The organism is Pantoea sp. RSPAM1 (genome assembly GCF_038816185.1).
GTDB classification, from domain to species: domain Bacteria; phylum Pseudomonadota; class Gammaproteobacteria; order Enterobacterales; family Enterobacteriaceae; genus Pantoea; species Pantoea ananatis.
Genome location: NZ_CP046137.1, coordinates 2,524,940 through 2,543,123, shown reverse-complemented (window position 1 = coordinate 2,543,123; position 18,184 = coordinate 2,524,940). Strand labels below are relative to the sequence as shown.

The following is an 18,184-nucleotide window of genomic DNA, read 5'->3' as shown; positions in this document are numbered from 1 at the left end:
AAAACATCATGAGACAACGGCTGCTGGTGGTCGGTAACGGGATGGCGGGCATGCACACCGTGGAAACGCTGTTGCAGCTGGCGCCGGAGCGTTATGACATTACGGTCATTGGCCGTGAACCGCACGGTAACTACAACCGCGTGCTGTTGTCGCCACTGCTGGCGGGTGAAAAAACCGTGGATCAAATCCAGATTCACGACCGTGACTGGTACGTGCGCCGGGGCATTACCCTGCTGGCGGGCGAAACGGCCGGGCAGGTGGATGTGGCGGCGCGCACGTTGCGTACCTGCCAGCGTCTGCTGCACTGGGATCGTCTTATTCTGGCGACCGGATCGCAGCCGCGTATGCCGCAGGTGGCAGGCATCGATCTGCCGCACGTAACGGCTTTCCGCACGCTGGAGGATGTGGATTTACTGCTGGCCGGCGGCGGGCCGGTCGTGGTCGTCGGCGGCGGTTTTCTGGGCATTGAGGCGGCAGCTGCGCTTCAGGCGCAAGGCCGCCAGGTCACGCTGGTGCATCGCCAGTCACGCTTACTGGACAGGCAACTGGACGCCATGGCAGGAGAATTACTGCTAGCCCAGCTCAGCGCACGCGGTATCCGCTGTGAACTGAATTGCTGCATTGCAGAAATCGGCCCGCAGTCGCTGGTGCTTAACGACCGTCGCCAGCTGGCGGCGACACAGGTCGTTATCGCCATTGGCGTGCAGCCGGACATCACGCTGGCCCAGGCGTCAGGTATTCCCTGCCAGCGCGGCGTTTTGGTCGATCGGCAGTTACGCACCGCCCATACCGGGATCTATGCGGTCGGCGAATGCTGTGAAATTAGCGGAGAAACCTTTGGTCTGGTTGCACCTTGCCTGGCGCAGGCAACGGTGCTGGCCGCACAGCTGGCGGGACGTCCTCAGGCCGATTTCTTTAGTGAAGCCACCGGCACGCGGCTGAAGGTCAGTGGCATTTCGCTGTTCAGCGCGGGTGATATTCGTGAAGCGCCGTCAATCACCAGTTTCGATCCGCTTTCCGGTCACTATCGACGTCTTTTTCTCAAACAGGGACGGCTCAACGGGGTGCTGCTGTATGGCGACTGCCAGCAGGGTGCCGCGTTGCTGAACCAACTGCATAACGCCAGGCAGGTTTCTGTCAATACGCTGTTTGGCCTTGATGAACCTGAAACGCAGCCGCAGGCTGCAGGAAACCCCGTGATGAATCACTCTAAACCTGTATTAGCCGTCGTGGGTCACGGCATGGTCAGCCACCATTTTCTGGAACAGCTGGTCGCGCGTGGCCTGCATCAGCATTATCACATTGTGGTGTACGGCGAAGAGCGCCATCCGGCCTACGATCGCGTGCACCTGTCTGAGTACTTCACCGGCAAAAATGCCGCGCAGCTCTCGCTGGTTGGTGAGGACTTTTTTGCCCAACACGGCATTGAACTGCGCAGCGGCTGTCGGGTGGAGGCGATCGATCGTCAACAGCGCTGCCTGCGCACCAGCGACGGCAAAGCACTGTGCTGGGACAAACTGGTGCTGGCGACCGGTTCGCGCGCGTTTGTGCCACCGGTGCCGGGCCATGAGGGCGAACGCTGCTTTGTGTACCGCACGCTGGACGATCTGGATGCGATAGCCGCCTGTGCCGGTAAAAGCCAGCGCGGTGTGGTCATCGGCGGTGGTCTGCTGGGGCTGGAAGCCGCCAATGCGCTGAAGCAGTTGGGATTGGAAACCCACGTCATTGAGTTTGCGCCGCGCCTGATGGCTGTGCAACTGGATGAAGGCGGCGCGCTGATGCTGCGGCAGAAAATTGATTCACTCGGCGTGACGGTTCATACCTCCAGGCATACTGAACAGATTGCGACCCAGCCAGACGGCAGCCTGGTGCTGCACTTTGCCGATGGTGGCGAACTGGCCACCGATCTGGTGCTGTTCTCTGCGGGCATCCGGCCGCGTGACGAGCTGGCCCGCACCGCCGAGATCAGCGTTGGTCCACGCGGCGGCATTACGATCAATGACGTCTGCCAGACCAGCGATGAGGATATCTACGCTATCGGCGAATGTGCCCTGTGGAACGGACAAATTTTTGGCCTGGTGGCGCCGGGCTATCAGATGGCGCGCGTGCTGGCCGGGCATCTGGCCGCCGAGCCAGCCCGGTTTAGCGGGGCCGATATGAGCACCAAACTGAAGCTGCTGGGCGTGGAAGTGGCCTCTTTTGGCGATGCACACGGCAAAACGGCAGGCAGCCTGAGCTACTACTGGGCCGACGGCCCGAAGGGTATCTACAAGAAGATCGTGGTCAGCGCCGACAGTAAACGGCTGTTGGGCGGCGTGCTGGTCGGGGACAGCAGCGACTATGCCACGCTGCTGCAGATGATGTTGAACGCGATGCCGCTGCCGGAGGCGCCGGAAGGGCTGATCCTGCCTGCGCTGCAGGGTGCGCCAGCCAAAGGTCTGGGCGTTGCCATGCTGCCCGACAGCGCCCAAATCTGCTCCTGCCACAACGTCAGCAAAGGCGATATCTGTCAGGCGGTGCAGAGTGGCTGTGGCGATATGGCCAGCATTAAAAGCTGCACCAAAGCCGCGACGGGCTGTGGCGGCTGCTCGGCACTGGTGAAGCAGGTGATGGAGTTCCAGCTGGAAGACCTGGGCGTTGAGGTGAAAAAAGACATCTGCGAACATTTTGCCTATTCACGTCAGGCGCTTTATCACTTGATCCGCATCAACGAAATCAAAACCTTCGATGACCTGCTGGCGCGGCACGGACGCGGCTGCGGCTGCGAGGTGTGTAAACCGCTGGTCGGTTCTCTGCTGGCCTCGTGCTGGAATGACTATTTGCTGAAACCGGCCCATCTGCCGCTTCAGGATACCAACGATCGCTACTTTGCCAATATCCAGAAAGACGGCACCTATTCCGTCGTGCCGCGCGTGCCGGGCGGGGAGATCACGCCGCAGGGGCTGATCGCCATTGGCGAAGTGGCAGCACGTTACGATCTCTACACCAAGATTACCGGCGGTCAGCGCATTGACCTGTTTGGCGCCCGGCTGGATCAACTGCCTGAGATCTGGGAAACCCTGCTGGCGGCAGGCTTTGAAACCGGCCATGCCTACGGGAAATCGCTGCGTACGGTGAAATCCTGTGTGGGCTCGACCTGGTGTCGCTACGGCGTACAGGATTCCACCGCCTTCGCCATCGATCTGGAGAATCGCTACAAAGGCCTGCGCGCGCCGCACAAAATCAAAATGGCCGTCTCGGGTTGTACCCGCGAATGTGCGGAAGCGCAGAGCAAAGATATTGGGGTGATCGCCACAGAAAAGGGCTGGAACCTGTACGTGTGCGGCAATGGCGGCATGAAACCGCGCCATGCCGAGCTGTTTGCCAGCGATCTGGATGATGAAACCCTGATCCGGTATGTCGACCGCATTCTGATGTTCTACGTGCGCACGGCGGCGCGCTTACAGCGCACCAGCGTCTGGATGGATAACATGGAAGGTGGCCTGGATTACCTGCGCGACGTCGTGATCAATGACAGCCTCGGTATTGCCGCAGTGCTGGAGCAGGAAATGCAGCAGGTTGTGGAAACGTATCAGTGTGAATGGCAGACCACGCTGGCAGAGCCATCACGCCGGGCGCTGTTTACCGCCACGGTGAACAGCGATCAGCCGGATGAAACGCTGCACTATGCGCGCGTACGCGGTCAGCGTCAGCCGCACGCCGCCAGCGGTATTCCGCTGATGCACCTGCCCGCCGAAACCTGGAGCGAAGTCTGTTCGCTGGATGCCATTCCGGCCGAAGCGGGGATCGGTGCGCGCCTCGGCAGCGTGCGCATTGCGCTGTTCCGTTTTGGCGACGACTGTTATGCACTCGAAGATCGCGAGCCGGGCAGCGACGCCAGCGTGCTGTCGCGCGGTATTCTCGGCGATGTGGCCGGTGAACCCGTCGTTATTTCACCGCTCTACAAACAGCGCGTGCGCCTGCGCGACGGCCAAAGTCTGGATGATCCGCAGCATCAGCTGCGCTGCTGGCCGGTGAAGCTGGAGGATGGTCAGGTCTGGGTCGCTAACCGTCCGCTTAACCTGATGGCGCAGGCATCATGAAAACCACCTGTGCCTATTGCGGCGTGGGCTGTGGCGTCGAGGTGACCCTGCAACACAGCGAATCTGCACAGGTGAGTGGCGATCTGCTGCATCCGGCCAACGGCGGGCGACTGTGCGTTAAAGGGGCCGCGCTGGGGGAAACGCTGACCCGGACGGGACGCCTGCTGCATCCCTGTATTCATCAACAGCAGGTCAGCATGGCGGCGGCGCTGGATGCCGCCGCTGACGGGCTTCGAAAGATTATCGCCGAGCACGGCCCTGAGGCCGTGGCCTTTTATGGCTCAGGCCAGCTGCTCACGGAGGATTACTACGTGGCCAACAAGCTGATGAAAGGCTTTCTTGGCGTCGCCAATATCGATACCAACTCGCGCCTCTGTATGGCTTCAGCGGTGGTGGGCTATAAGCGGGCGCTCGGGGCCGATGCGGTACCCTGCTGCTATGAGGATCTGGAGAGGGCGGATCTGATCGTGATGGTCGGCTCTAACGCGGCCTGGGCCCATCCGGTCATCTTTCAGCGCCTGAGACAGGCGAAACAGCAGCGGCCGGAGATGCAGGTGGTGGTGATCGATCCGCGCCGCACCGCCAGCTGTGATATCGCCGGTCTCCACCTGGCGGTGCGGCCGGGCAGCGATCCGGCTCTGTTTTCAGGCCTGCTGCACTGGCTGGCCCAGAATCAGGGCATTGAGGCGACAATGTTGCCGCACCTGGACGGCGTTGAAGCCACCCTGCAGGCAGCCAGCCAGTGGGGCATTGCCGAGGTCGCTGAACACTGCGATCTTAGTGATGCGCAGGTGGTGGCCTTTTATCAGCTGTTTGCCCAGCGTGATCGGGTTCTGACCTTATGGTGCATGGGCATCAACCAGTCACAGAGCGGCAGTGACAATAACAATGCGATAATTAATGCGCATCTTCTCAGCGGAAAAATAGGCCGTCCCGGCTGTGGGCCGTTTTCACTCACCGGCCAGCCCAATGCCATGGGCGGACGTGAAGTGGGCGGGCTGGCGAACCAGCTGGCGGCGCACATGGGCTTTAACGAAGCGGACTGCGATCGTTTGCAGCGTTTCTGGCACAGCCCGACCATTGCACGCCAGTCCGGACTGACTGCCGTGGCGCTGTTTGACGCGATCGAACGGGGAGAGGTTAAAGCCGTCTGGATCATGGGCACCAATCCGGCTGTGTCAATGCCGGAAGGCAATCGCGTGGCCCGGGCGCTGGCCAACTGTCCGCTGGTGATCGTCTCCGACGTGCTGGCGCAAACGGATACCACGGCCTTTGCCCATATTCTGCTCCCCGCCCAGGGCTGGGGCGAAAAGAACGGCACCGTGACCAATTCTGAACGCCGTATTTCCCGACAGCGCGCCTTTGTTGCGCCCGCCGGGGAGGCCAAACCCGACTGGTGGCTGCTGGCGCAGGTGGCGCAGCGGCTGGGATTCGGTGAGGCATTTAACTGGACCCATCCGGCGGCGATTTTCCGCGAGCATGCGGCGCTGTCGGGCTTTGAGAACCACGGCGAACGCGCTTTTGATATCAGCGGCCTGGCGCAGCTCAGCGATGCCGAGTGGGATGCGCTGACGCCCGTTCAGTGGCCGATCAATGCTCAACATCCGCAAGGCTGTGCCCGGCTGTTCAGCGACCGGCGTTTTTATCATCCCGATGGCAAGGCACGGCTGCTGCCACCGGCCACGCCGCCGCCTTTAGAGCGCAGTGCCCATTATCCTTTACTGATGAACAGCGGGCGCGTACGCGATCAGTGGCACACCATGACGCGTACCGGGCTGGTGCCTCGCCTGATGCAGCACTGTGACGAACCTTTTGCCGCCTTGCATCCGGAAGAGGCGCGCCGTTATGGCCTGTTTGCCGGGGCGCTGGCGCGGGTGCAGTCTGAATGGGGATGGATGGTGGTGCGCGTGACGCTGGACAGCGGTCTGCGGCGCGGTGAGCTGTTTGTGCCGATGCACTGGAACCGCCAGTTCAGCCTGCAGGGTAACGTCGGGGGGTTAGTGGCCGCGGCCTGTTGCCCGGTTTCGGCTCAGCCCGCCTTCAAACAGACAGCGGTGCGAATTCAGTTATTCCAACCCCGCTGGCAGGGCTGGCTCTGGCAGAAAAACAGTGCGCCACCGGCCGGGCTGCGTTACTGGGCGCGCACCCCGTATGAGGGCGCGCATCGCTTTGTGCTGGGCGGAGAGGACCAGCCGCAGCGCTGGCTGGCGTCTCAGTTCAGCGTTGAAGGGTTGCAACTGCAAACCGCCAGCGATGGCGGCTACAGCTATCGACTTCTGGCCTGGCGCGACGGTGAACTGGAGCTGGCCTTTTATGCTGACCTGCGTTTACCTGAAATCCAGCACGACAGGGTCGCTCAGGCCTTTCGTCAGGCACCGGCGGACGCCGCTGCACGCCACGCGCTGCTGGCAGGCCAGGCGGCGCAGGCCCCTGCGACAGGACGCATTATCTGTAGCTGCTATGGCGTGGGCGAACAAACGATTCTTGATGCTGTTCGTCAGGGTTGCCACAGCACCCAGGCACTGGGCAAAGCGCTCAAATGTGGCACCAACTGTGGCTCCTGTCTGCCGGAGCTAAAACACCTTCTGCTGTCCGTCTCTGTCCCGGAGGAATTATGACGCTGGCTATTCACACCTTAGATAAACTGCTGGCGCCCGAAAACGCGTCCCGTCCCGGCCGCGTCTGGTTAGTGGGCGCCGGGCCGGGCGATGTCGACCTGCTGACGGTAAAAGCGCTGCGTTTACTGCACGGCGCTGAAGTGGTGGTTTACGATCGCCTGGTGAGTGAGGCGGTCATGGCGGAAGTGCCGGACAGCGCGCTCTGCATCGACGTGGGTAAACGGCCCGGTCACCACGGCCTGAAACAGGCGCAGATCAATCAACTGCTGGTGGATCTGGCGCTCAGCGGGCGCAACGTCGTGCGCCTGAAAGGCGGCGATCCCTTTATCTTTGGTCGCGGTGGCGAAGAGATGGTGAGCCTGCAGCAGGCTGACATTGTCTGTGAGGTCGTGCCCGGCATTACGGCTGCCGTCGGCTGTGCCGCCGCAAGCGGCATCCCGCTGACGCACAGGGACTGCGCCCAGTCCCTGCGCTTTATTACCGGACACGGGCGCAGCGGTGAGCCTCAGTTGGATGCCGCCGCGCTGGCAGCCAGTAATCAGACGCTGGTGTTTTACATGGGGCTGAGCTGGAGCAGCGTCATTAGCAGCCGTCTGCGTGAGTATGGCCGCAGGGAGGATACGCCGGTCGCCATTATCGAAAACGGCACGCGCCAGGATCAGCGGGTGTTAGTGACCACGCTGGCAGGGCTGCCAGAGACGATCGCGCAGCATAAACCGGTGTCGCCGTCGTTGCTGATCGTCGGAGACGTGGTTCGCTACTATCGAGCCGACCTGCTTGTCAGGCTGGGCGTAGAGGCGGCCATTTACCAGGCGTGATAGTCAGGTTGCCAAGGCCACGCGGTAACATCAGGGGGCGCGGTGAGCGGGTAAGGGCGCAACCAGCACCTTAACGCCCAATGCCTCAAACGCGGAGATGTGTGCCTGGCTGATCCCGCTGTCGGTAATCAGGTAGTGGATGTGGCTCCAGTCGCAGGGCAGCGCAAACATTGAGACCTTATCAATCTTGCTGGAGTCGGCCACGACGTAAACGGTACTGGCGGATTTGATCATCGCCATTTTTACTTTGATGTCGGTTTCGCTGGGAAAGCTAAGGCCGAGCCGTGGCGAGATACAGGCGGTGGCGAGAAACAGCTTTTCTGACAGCACGTTTTCAAAGAAGCTGGCGGCCTTGTCTCCGGAGGTTGAAAGCGTCGGAAATTTAAAGGTCCCGCCCGTCAGCAGCACATTGATCCCGGGCTCGCCGCCCAACTTAAGGGCGATATTCACGGCGGTGGTCACCACCGATAAACGCCGGATATGGCTGATGGCATCCGCGATAGCCGTGGTGGTGGTACCAGAATCGAAAATCACGGTATCACCGTTTTCGATATGCTGGGCTGCCAGGCGCCCAATCGCGTCTTTTTCTTCCATGTGCGTCTGACGTTCCAGCTGCAGCAGGCCGGTATTCTGTTTGCCGGTCATCAGGGTTGCGCCGCCGTGGTAGCGCTGCACGAAACCCTGTTTTTGCAACATCCGCAGGTCGGTTCGCAGCGTGGCCTCGGTCAGCCCGAACGTTTTCGTCAGCGCTTTTACCGTCACCGTCCCATCCTCCCGAATCATCTCCAGGATCTTGTCACGACGCTGCTGCATTTCAGCTAGCTGCTCAGTCTTGCTTTTCAATCGAAACGCTCCCTCTTTTAATCGCATCGGGCTTATAGCGATAACGCGTTGTCGCAGAGTTTAACCCGCAGATTTCGCCTTTGCGAGTCAACATGAAAAGATGTTTATTTTCGTTCGAAAGTCAATATGCACTATGCTTTATTCCTGTCGCCTTCGCGACAGCAGCACAATCCATATCACTCAGGTAGTTTGCAACCGGGATCACGCGCTTTGAAGCGAATCACGCCGCCAGGCCAGCAGTGTTGTGAAATTTGATCTTAGCCACATTAACCATGAATTCGATAGCTTATATTTTTGTTCGAAAATGAATGCGGCAAATAAAATATCAGAGAGGACAGTCGGATGAGCGGTGAATATGACGTTAACCTGCGCTATGGCGTAGACACCACAATAAATCTGAGCGGCAAAGTGGCCGTGGTGACGGGCGGGCTGGGCGGTATCGCCATGGCCAGTAATCAGATGCTGCTGGAGAAAGGGGCGAGCCTGGCGCTGCTTTATCCGCCCTTTGAAGCGGATAAGGTCGACAGTGCGCGCGCAGCCCTGGCCGGACAGGTGCAGTTTATTTGCTGCGACGTGACCGATCCTGCCGACGTTGAGCAGGCGTTCGACACCATTGTTGATCACTACGGTCATATCGACATTCTGGTGAACTGTGCCGGCTACGTGATGCTTCAGCCCGTGCTGGAAACCGATTTTGCCGAGTGGCAAAAGCAGATCGCCGTCAACCTGACCGGGCCTTTTCTGTGCTCACAGGCTGCGGGCAAGCAGATGGTCAAGGCGGGCAACGGCGGCAAGATCATCAATATCGCCTCTCAGGCGGCGTCCATCGCCATCGACAATCACGTTGCTTATACCTCCGCCAAAGCGGGGTTACTGGGCATGACCAAAGTGATGGCGAAAGAGTTTGCTCCGCACCGCATTAACGTGAATACCCTGTCGCCCACTGTGGTGCTGACCCCGATGGGTGAAAAAGCCTGGCGCGGTGAGAAGGGCACCGAAATGAAAAAACTGATCCCGTTAGGCCGCTTTGCCTACACCGACGAGATCGCCGCCGCCGTGCTGTTTTTTGCCAGCAACGGCAGCGACATGATTACCGGTGCCGACCTGATGATCGACGGTGGCTTTACCATCTGGTAAGGCCATCGCCAGGCGCCGTTTCCTCTGCCATCCCCCTAATAGCGAGACATAACATGAAAAAAACGACGTTGCTCTGCACCACGCTTGCCGCCTGTTTGTTTTCTCACACCGCGCTGGCGGTTGAGAAAGGCACCATTATGATTTTGGTTAATTCACTGGATAACCCGTATTACGCCTCGGAGGCCAAGGGCGCCAACGTGAAAGCCCAGGAACTGGGTTACAAAACGTCCGTGCTTTCTCACGGTGAAGATGTGAAGAAGCAGAACGAGCTGATTGATGCGGCTATCGGCAAAAAAGTGCAGGGCATTATCCTGGACAACGCGGACTCCACGGCCAGCGTGGCAGCCATTGAAAAAGCCAAACAGGCCGGTATTCCTGTGGTGCTAATTAACCGTGAGATCCCGGTGGATGACGTGGCGCTGGAACAAATTACCCACAATAACTTTCAGGCGGGCTCCGATGTGGCCAACGTGTTTGTTGAGAAAATGGGTGAAAAAGGGAAATACGCCGAGCTGACCTGCAACCTCGCCGACAATAACTGCGTCACCCGTTCAAAATCCTTCCATCAGGTGCTGGAACAGTATCCGGATATGCAAAGCGTCGCGCGTCAGGACGCCAAAGGCACGCTGATCGACGGCAAGCGCATCATGGACAGTATTCTGCAGGCGCACCCGGACGTAAAAGGCGTTATTTGTGGTAACGGCCCGGTGGCGTTAGGCGCCATTGCCGCCCTGAAAGCGGCCGGACGCAATGATGTCGTGGTCGTCGGCATTGATGGCAGTAACGATGAACGCGATGCGGTGCAGGCCGGAACGTTAAAAGCCACCGTGATGCTTCAGGCGCAGGCCATTGCCGCTCAGGGCGTCACCGATCTTGATAATTACATTCAGAAAGGCGTGAAGCCTGAGAAGCAGCGCGTGATGTTTCGCGGCATTTTGATCACGCCGGACAATGCCAAAAACGTACAGGACTTTAACTACAAGTCGTAATTCATTGTTGTCGCGCCCGTACTGACGGGCGCCAGGGAGAATGTCATGTACAACCGACTCTGGCTGATACCGATTGTGATGGCACTGGGTAGCTGTCGTATTGTGTCGCAGCAGGAACTGGCCGACCTCAAGAATCCCCCGAATCCTCACATGGCCAATATCGGTCAACTCTGGCAACAGAAGCTGGTGCCACAGATCGTGGCGCAGGCAAAGCCGTTGGGCGAGTTAACTCAGCGCCTGCAGTCAGAGAAGGATTTGGACAGCGCCTGTCGCGCCCAGGGCTACCGGGCGCAGAGCGAGAATCCCTGCATATTCAGCGTCAGCGTGAGTGGGGAAGTCACGGCGCTGGATACCACCTCACGCAACGGCAAAATGAAAGTCAAAGCGGCATCAGGTGACACTGTCACTATTCAGATCGGGCCCATCATCCGCGGGACGGCGCTGCGGGATGCTTACAAAGGAGCCAGCTACCAGGATTTTAACGATCAGGTGATGTTTAGCAACTTTGGTAAGGCCATCAATCAGCAGGCGGTCACCATGATACATAACGCCGCCCTAAAACCGGGCGACCGGGTTAACGTGGTCGGCGTTTTTAGCAGCTGGGACATTCCCCACGCGCTACCCGATATTACGCCCGCTCAGATCACGCGTCAGTGAGGAGGTGATCATGCATGTGACTGAACAGCAAGACGACGTGATTATTGAGACGCGCGGCCTGTCGCGGGTTTATCCCGGCGTAACGGCCCTGGATCAGGTTAACTACCGGGTTTATCGCAACAAGGTCAATGTGCTCATCGGGGAAAACGGTGCCGGCAAATCCACCATGATGAAGATGCTGGCCGGGGTCGAAACCCCATCATCAGGCGAGATTCTGCTGGATGGCAAACCTGTGACGCTTCACTCCACCCAACAGGCCGAGAAATTGGGCATCAGCATTATCTTTCAGGAGCTGAACCTGTTCCCGAATATGAACGTGATGGACAACATCTTTATCGCCAACGAGTTCTTCCAGCGCGGCGTCATCAACGAAAAGTATCAGTATCAGCTGGCCAAAGCACTGCTGGAACGGCTGGAACTGGACGTCGATCCCTATGCTGCGCTGGATTCGCTGGGCATTGGTCATCAACAGCTGGTCGAGATCGCCCGCGCGCTGTCGAAGGATACGCGCGTGCTGATTATGGACGAACCGACCAGCGCCCTGAGTCAGTCGGAAGTCAAAGTGCTGTTCAACGTCATTGAACAACTCAAGCGACGCGGCGTCACCATTATCTATATCTCCCATCGGCTGGAAGAGCTCATGGAGATCGGCGACCACATTACGGTTTTCCGGGACGGGCGCTTCATTGCCGCGCGTGAGGTGCGTGACGTCAGCGTGCCCTGGATCATTGAACAAATGGTTGGCGACAAGAAAAAGCACTTCGACTATCAACCTGCGCCGCAGGGGGAGACGGTGCTGGAGGTGGCGGGGCTCACCGCACTGCATCAGAACGGTGGCTACCGGCTCAATGCGGTGAGTTTCAGCCTGCGCAAAGGTGAAGTGATTGGTATTTATGGCCTGCTGGGCGCCGGTCGAACAGAACTGTTTAAGGGATTAACCGGGTTACTGCCTTGTCAGCGTGGGGAGATTCAGTTAGGTGGACAGCGGCTGGACAACTGCAGTTTCCAGCAGCGACTGAAGCGCGGCATCACGCTGGTACCGGAAGATCGTAAAGGCGAAGGCGTGATCGAACTGATGTCGATTAGCGCCAATATGACCTTGTCGAATCTCAGCCTGCGCGGCTTTCGTCGGGCGCTGGGCATCGTGCACCCTGACAAAGAGCGGCAGCGTGTCAATGAAATGATTCAGCACCTGGCGATTAAAGTCAGCGACACCGAGTTGCCTGTCAGCGCGTTAAGCGGCGGAAATCAGCAGAAGGTGGTGCTGGGAAAAGCGCTGATGACCGAACCTGCGGTGGTGTTGCTGGATGAACCCACCCGCGGCATTGATGTCGGGGCCAAAACCGATGTGTATCACCTGATTGGCAAACTGGCGCAGCAGGGGCTGGCGGTGATGTTTTCGTCGTCCGAACTGGATGAGGTCATGGCGCTGGCCGATCGGATTCTGGTCATGGCCGATGGCCGTATTACTGCCGATTTGCCCCGTGCTGCTGCCACGCGCGAAAAACTGATTAGTGCATCCACCCCGCAAGCCTGAAGTTGCCGGAGAATAAGATGAATCAAAAATATCTGCTGTACATGTACTTACTCAAGGCGCGTACCTTTATTGCGCTGCTGATCGTGGTCGGCTTTTTTAGCGTGATGGTGCCTAATTTCCTGACGCCGTCGAACATGCTGATTATGACCCAGCACGTGGCGATTACCGGGCTGCTGGCCATCGGTATGACCCTGGTGATCCTGACCGGCGGTATCGACCTGTCTGTCGGTGCCGTCGCCGGGATCTGCGGCATGGTGGCGGGCGCCTTACTGACGTCGGGCGTACCGCTGTGGAATGGCGAGCGACTGTTTCTTAATGTGCCGGAGGTGATCCTCACGGTCGCGCTGTTTGGCACGCTGGTGGGCATCGTCAACGGCACGATGATTACTCGCCTCGGTGTTGCTCCTTTCATCTGTACGCTGGGCATGATGTATGTGGCCCGTGGCGCCGCACTGCTGTTTAACGATGGTGCCACCTACGCCAATCTGGTTGGCATGCCCGCGCTAGGCAATACCGGTTTCGCACTACTGGGTTCCGGCACCGTACTGGGGGTTTTTATTCCCATCTGGCTGATGATCGGCTTTTTACTTCTTGGCCTGTACCTGACACGGAAAACGCCGCTTGGGCGCTATATCTATGCCACCGGCGGCAATGAGTCGGCGGCGCGGCTGGCGGGAGTGCCCATCATCAAAGTCAAAGTGTTTGTTTACGCTTTTTCCGGGCTGTGTGCCGGACTAGTCGGGCTGGTGGTGGCTTCTCAGCTGCAAACCGCGCACCCCATGACAGGCAACATGTTTGAGATGGATGCCATCGGCGCCACGGTGCTGGGTGGCACGGCGCTGGCAGGCGGCCGTGGCCGCGTGTCGGGCTCCATTATCGGTGCCTTCGTAATTGTTTTTCTGGCCGATGGCATGGTGATGATGGGCGTCAGTGATTTCTGGCAGATGGTGATCAAAGGCGTGGTGATTGTCACCGCCGTGGTGATCGACCAGTTCCAGCAGCGTTTACAAAGCAAAGTGATACTACTGCGCCGCCATGATAAGCAGCCGCCGGCGGTGCCCCATGCTGACATACGTCATGGATAACAGGAGAACACAATGAACCGGGATTTTAGTGGGAAAACGGTCGTCATCACCGGCGCCTGTCGCGGTATCGGCGCAGGCATTGCCGCCAGATTTGCCCGCGAGGGCGCAAACCTGGTGATGGTATCCAATTCTGAACGTGTTTATACCACGGCGGACAGCCTGCGGCCCATCGCCAACGCGATTCTGGCCCTGCAGGCGGATATAACCGATGAGAACGACGTGCAGCAGGTGTACCAGCAGGCATTTGAGCGCTTTGGCCGCATTGACGTTTCGGTTCAGAACGCGGGTATTATCACGATTGATACCTTTGGGAATATGCCCAAAAGCGATTTCGAACGCGTGCTGGCGGTGAACACCACGGGCGTCTGGTTGTGCTGTCGTGAAGCCGCTAAATACATGGTGCAGCAAAACGGCGGCAGCCTGATTAACACCTCTTCAGGGCAGGGGCGTAAAGGATTTATCTACACGCCGCACTATGCTGCCAGCAAAATGGGCGTCATTGGCATTACGCAAAGTCTGGCGCTGGAGCTGGCCCGCTGGAACATCACGGTTAATGCGTTTTGCCCTGGCATCATCGAAAGCGAAATGTGGGATTACAACGATCGCGTCTGGGGCGAAATTCTGAGCACGCAACAAAAAACCTATGGTAAAGGCGAGCTGATGGCGGAATGGGTAGAGAACATTCCCCTTAAACGGGCGGGGCAGCCACAGGACGTTGCCGGGCTGGTCGCCTTTCTGGCATCGGATGATGCGCGCTACATTACCGGACAGACCGTCAATGTCGATGGCGGCCTGATTTTTTCCTGAAACAAGCGGGTTGCCTGACCGCGACGTGCGGCCAGGTGGCCCGTAGATGCACAAATATCGGGTCAAGTCATGAATCTGGGTCACATTATGCTAAAATAATCAGCGCTGGTTTTATCATTCTCGTTGAGAAACCACCTGATGATTTTTATGCCCGGACGTAATGATGTAATGTTTAGACCTCTGACTTTCTCTCTCGCTGCTCTGACTGCGCTTCTGGCGCTGCCCGCCGGTGCGCTGCAAACGGATCATCAGGTGTCGGAAACCCCTTTTAGCGATCCCTCGCGTTTTCGCCAGTCACTGGACGATCTTCCCTCTCTTGGCAACGTTGAAGATAACCATGACTGGAGCAAAAAGCTGGCGAAGGCGGCCAAAAGTATTGCGGAGGCCAATGAAAGCAGCAGCGATCTGACTCTGGGCGAGCAGGCCGGGCAGTGGGCTTTTGACAGACTGCGCGACGAAGTGGCGACGCGGGTTGAGAGTGAAGGGCAGTCTTTACTGTCGCCTTATGGCAACGCAGAGTTCAACTTAAACGTGGACATGGCCGGCAACTTTGACGGCACCAGCGGCAATCTGTTCAGCCCGCTGGCTGATGAGAATCGCTACCTTACGTTCAGTCAGCTTGGGCTGCACGACTCTGTTGAAGGCGTGGTAGGGAATGCCGGGCTGGGTCAGCGCTGGGACGCAGGCAACTGGCTGTTGGGTTACAACAGTTTTATCGATCGCAGCTTTCGCACCGGGCTTCAGCGCGCCTCGGTGGGCACTGAGGCCTGGAGCAACAATCTGCGCTTTTCTGCTAACTACTATCATCCCTTGTCGGGATGGCGTAATCGCGGTAACAGCCAGCAGTATCGCATGGCCGAAGGTTACGACATCACCACCCAAAGCTATTTGCCGTTCTATCGTCAGCTGGGCGTATCATTCAGCTATCAGCAATATCTGGGGGAAAAGGTTGACCTGTTTAACAGCGGCAACCGTTACCATAACCCGTCGGCGCTCTCGCTGGGGTTGTCTTATACGCCCGTGCCGCTGGTGACCATTTCGGCCAGCCACAAAACCAGCAGTGCCGGAGAGAGCCAGGATCAGCTTGGCCTCAAACTCAATTACCGCTTTGGGGTCGCGCTGAGCAAGCAGCTGGATGCCAGTAACGTCGCGGAAGCGCGCTCCTTACGGGGCAGCCGCTACGACACGGTGACGCGCAGCCAAAACCCGGTGATGGCCTACAGGCAGCGTAAAACGCTGTCTGTATTCCTGGCGACGCCGCCTTGGCAGCTCAATCCCGGTGAGAGCGTACCGCTCAAGCTGCAACTGCGCGCCAGTCATAGCATTAAGGCGCTGAGCTGGCAGGGCGATACTCAGGCACTGAGCCTGACATCACCGCCGAACAATAATGCCATTGATGGCTGGAGCGTGATCGTTCCCCCCTGGGACAGCACGCCGGGTGCCAGCAATGAGTACCGTCTGTCGGTCACGGTGGAAGACAGCAAGCAGCAGCGCGTCACGTCAAACTGGATCACACTGAAAGTGCAAGCGCCATTGTCGATGGATGAGCCGGCGGTTGAGGGTGCTGTCCAGATGCCGTCTTCCGGTAACAGCCTGAGTTTCAGCGAATAAGTCAGGTTACAGCGCGAGAGAGTATGTTGTCGGGCGGGAAAGTGCCTGCGATCCTTAATAATGGCGGTCACCGGGTTGCCTTGATTCTTCTTCCTGCCAAACTGGATGCAAAGATGTATTCACCTTTTCGGGTCAGACACGAGGCGACATTTGTGCCTTTTACCGATCCTGCCCGGGATTGCGGTGATATCTTCAGACGTAAGTGCACGCGCTGACATCATCGAATATCTCACTAGCGAACTGACAGCGTGGGTGATGATTGAACCCGCAGGCTGTTGAACGTCGAGGTGATTTCTCACTCCCGGCCTTGGCGCTGTTAAAAGGGGGGAAGTGTGCGTGGAAAGGTTGGGCTCAGGCTGGCGGATGAAAAAACGGCCCGTCAGACACAGGCCGGGCCGTTTTGCAATGAGGGTAAACGATTAGAACTGGTAGACCAGACCCACTGCCGTGATGTCATCTGTCGCCAGACCCAACGGATTATTTTTCTTAAGCAGGTTGATACGGTATTCACCGTACACTGACATGTTTTTGTTAAAGTAGTAAGTCGCGCCCACAGAAGAGTATTTGTACAGGTCGGCATCACCGATCCCTTCAATATCTTTGCCTTTAGAGGTCACATAACTTACGGAAGGGCGCAAGCCGTTCAGGAACTGATACTGTGCAACGAATTCCATGTTCTGCGCTTTGTTGGCAAAGCCAGTTGCACTTGATGGCATGGGGGTGGCGTTAAGCGTTTCACCGTACATCGCCGCCAGATAAATCTGGTTGGCATCATACTTGACAGAGGTTGCCCATACCTGTCCTTTGTCGCCGCGGCCGAAGGTGGCTGCGTTCTGTGCCTGAGTACGTTGCAGGCTGGCGTAAGCACCCGCAAAACTCAAACCAAAATCAAAGTCATAAGAGGTAGACAGCGCAAAGCCATCGCCATTCGCACGGCTGACCTGAAGACCAGGCGTGTTGGTTGAGCTACGATCGTTCTTGCCTTCGTACTGAGCCGCGACGTTCCAGCCTTTTACCAGACCAAAGAAGTCTTTATTGCGCCACGTCAGCACACCACCTGAACGAGCGGTCAGGAAGGCGTCGTTATAGGCAGAATCACCGCCCCAGACAGGCAACATATCGGTATAGCTTAATGCGTCATAGACCAGGCCGTAGTTACGGCCGTAGTCCAGTGAACCCAGCTCGCCATATTTCAGACCGGCATAACCCAAACGGGTTTTGTTGCCGTTGTTAGCATCACTACCTTCAGAGTTTTTCACGCTGTACTGGTACTGCCAGAAACCGTAACCGGTGAGTTTGTCGGTAATGGCCGTTTCACCTTTAAAACCGATACGGGCATAGGAAGTAAGATCGCCGTTATTTGACTTATCGTCAGAAAAATAGTGCGAAACGTTAACCTTGCCCTGTAAATCCAGCTTATTCCCGTCTTTATTATAAATCTGTGCGGCCTGAGCAGTAGACAGACCGATCAGTAACGGCATTAATGCCGCCACTAATGTGCGCTTCATCATTTATTATTTACCCTGTGGTTATATTATTATTTCCCCTCTGTTGGGGTGAAAAGAAAATGACACAAATTGGTAATTCAGCCTAGCGCAATAAGTGTAACTAAATGTGTATTTTAAGGAACTAACTCCCAGTTAAGCCAGTCTGGGGGCGATAGTGCTACATGTCAGTGCTTTTTCTTATGACCCTGCCAGCAATATAAATGCAATAAAAGCATATAAAACAGATGATTAGTGATTTTTATAGAAAGGGAAAATGCAATATGGCAAAAAAATGATATCGATAGCCTTTCTGTCTAAGAAATCAACACACCTTGTGCGATAAATGAACGAAAAAGGTTTGATGGTTAACCATTAGGGCGCTTGGTAATAATTAAAGCGTCAATAATTAATTTATTAATGCTCTGATGATAACCCGTGAAACAATATTACCAGACTCATATAAATATATTTAAATTAAGAGGGTGGGTATTTTTCAATCATGTTTTTAAATTA

Annotated in this window: 12 protein-coding genes; 10 read left to right on the top strand and 2 right to left on the bottom strand. The window is 57.3% G+C overall.

Going from position 1 to position 18,184, the window contains the following annotated elements:
- Positions 1-8: 8 nt before the first annotated feature.
- The 3 genes from nirB to cobA are packed head-to-tail and all read left to right on the top strand — an operon-like array spanning position 9 to position 7,518.
- On the top strand, positions 9-4,082 hold the full coding sequence (gene nirB / locus GKC68_RS12415; protein WP_089528638.1) for a nitrite reductase large subunit NirB: 4,074 nt from the start codon (positions 9-11) through the stop codon (positions 4,080-4,082).
- A complete protein-coding gene (locus tag GKC68_RS12410) occupies positions 4,079-6,700 on the top strand; it encodes a nitrate reductase (protein ID WP_089528639.1) in 2,622 nt (873 codons plus the stop codon). The genes nirB and GKC68_RS12410 overlap by 4 nt, the downstream gene beginning before the upstream one ends.
- A complete protein-coding gene (cobA, locus tag GKC68_RS12405; RefSeq protein ID WP_058706516.1) occupies positions 6,697-7,518 on the top strand; it encodes a uroporphyrinogen-III C-methyltransferase in 822 nt (273 codons plus the stop codon). Before GKC68_RS12410 ends, cobA begins: the two co-directional genes overlap by 4 nt.
- Positions 7,519-7,548: 30 nt before the next feature.
- On the opposite strand, the gene GKC68_RS12400 is transcribed toward cobA, so the two are convergent.
- Positions 7,549-8,361, bottom strand: coding sequence for a DeoR/GlpR family DNA-binding transcription regulator (locus tag GKC68_RS12400; RefSeq protein ID WP_028722142.1), 813 nt, complete (start codon positions 8,359-8,361; stop codon positions 7,549-7,551).
- A 342-nt stretch (positions 8,362-8,703) separates the two neighbouring features.
- Here GKC68_RS12400 and GKC68_RS12395 point away from each other — a divergent pair, with 342 nt between their 5' ends.
- The 7 genes from GKC68_RS12395 to GKC68_RS12365 all read left to right on the top strand — a co-directional run bounded on the left by GKC68_RS12395 (position 8,704) and on the right by GKC68_RS12365 (position 16,184).
- Positions 8,704-9,498 carry a GolD/DthD family dehydrogenase gene (locus GKC68_RS12395; RefSeq protein ID WP_028722143.1) on the top strand — a complete coding sequence of 265 codons (795 nt, stop codon included), beginning with the start codon at positions 8,704-8,706 and terminating at the stop codon, positions 9,496-9,498.
- Between the two features lie 53 nt (positions 9,499-9,551).
- Positions 9,552-10,487, top strand: coding sequence for a D-ribose ABC transporter substrate-binding protein (locus GKC68_RS12390; RefSeq protein ID WP_089528640.1), 936 nt, complete (start codon positions 9,552-9,554; stop codon positions 10,485-10,487).
- Positions 10,488-10,532: 45 nt separating this feature from the next.
- Positions 10,533-11,144: a DUF2291 domain-containing protein gene (locus GKC68_RS12385; protein WP_089528641.1), complete on the top strand. Its 612-nt coding sequence runs from the start codon at positions 10,533-10,535 to the stop codon at positions 11,142-11,144.
- A gap of 10 nt (positions 11,145-11,154) precedes the next feature.
- The gene (locus GKC68_RS12380) at positions 11,155-12,681 is read left to right on the top strand and encodes a sugar ABC transporter ATP-binding protein (RefSeq protein WP_028722146.1); all 1,527 of its coding nucleotides are present in this window, start codon (positions 11,155-11,157) and stop codon (positions 12,679-12,681) included.
- Between the two features lie 17 nt (positions 12,682-12,698).
- Positions 12,699-13,766 carry an ABC transporter permease gene (locus tag GKC68_RS12375; protein ID WP_028722147.1) on the top strand — a complete coding sequence of 356 codons (1,068 nt, stop codon included), beginning with the start codon at positions 12,699-12,701 and terminating at the stop codon, positions 13,764-13,766.
- A gap of 12 nt (positions 13,767-13,778) precedes the next feature.
- Positions 13,779-14,573: a glucose 1-dehydrogenase gene (locus tag GKC68_RS12370; protein ID WP_089528642.1), complete on the top strand. Its 795-nt coding sequence runs from the start codon at positions 13,779-13,781 to the stop codon at positions 14,571-14,573.
- A gap of 138 nt (positions 14,574-14,711) precedes the next feature.
- A complete protein-coding gene (locus tag GKC68_RS12365) occupies positions 14,712-16,184 on the top strand; it encodes a YchO/YchP family invasin (RefSeq protein WP_089528643.1) in 1,473 nt (490 codons plus the stop codon).
- A gap of 419 nt (positions 16,185-16,603) precedes the next feature.
- Here the strand turns inward: GKC68_RS12365 and GKC68_RS12360 are convergent, their stop codons facing one another.
- Positions 16,604-17,695, bottom strand: a complete 1,092-nt coding sequence (locus GKC68_RS12360; RefSeq protein WP_058706520.1) for a porin — start codon at positions 17,693-17,695, stop codon at positions 16,604-16,606.
- Positions 17,696-18,184: the final 489 nt, after the last annotated feature.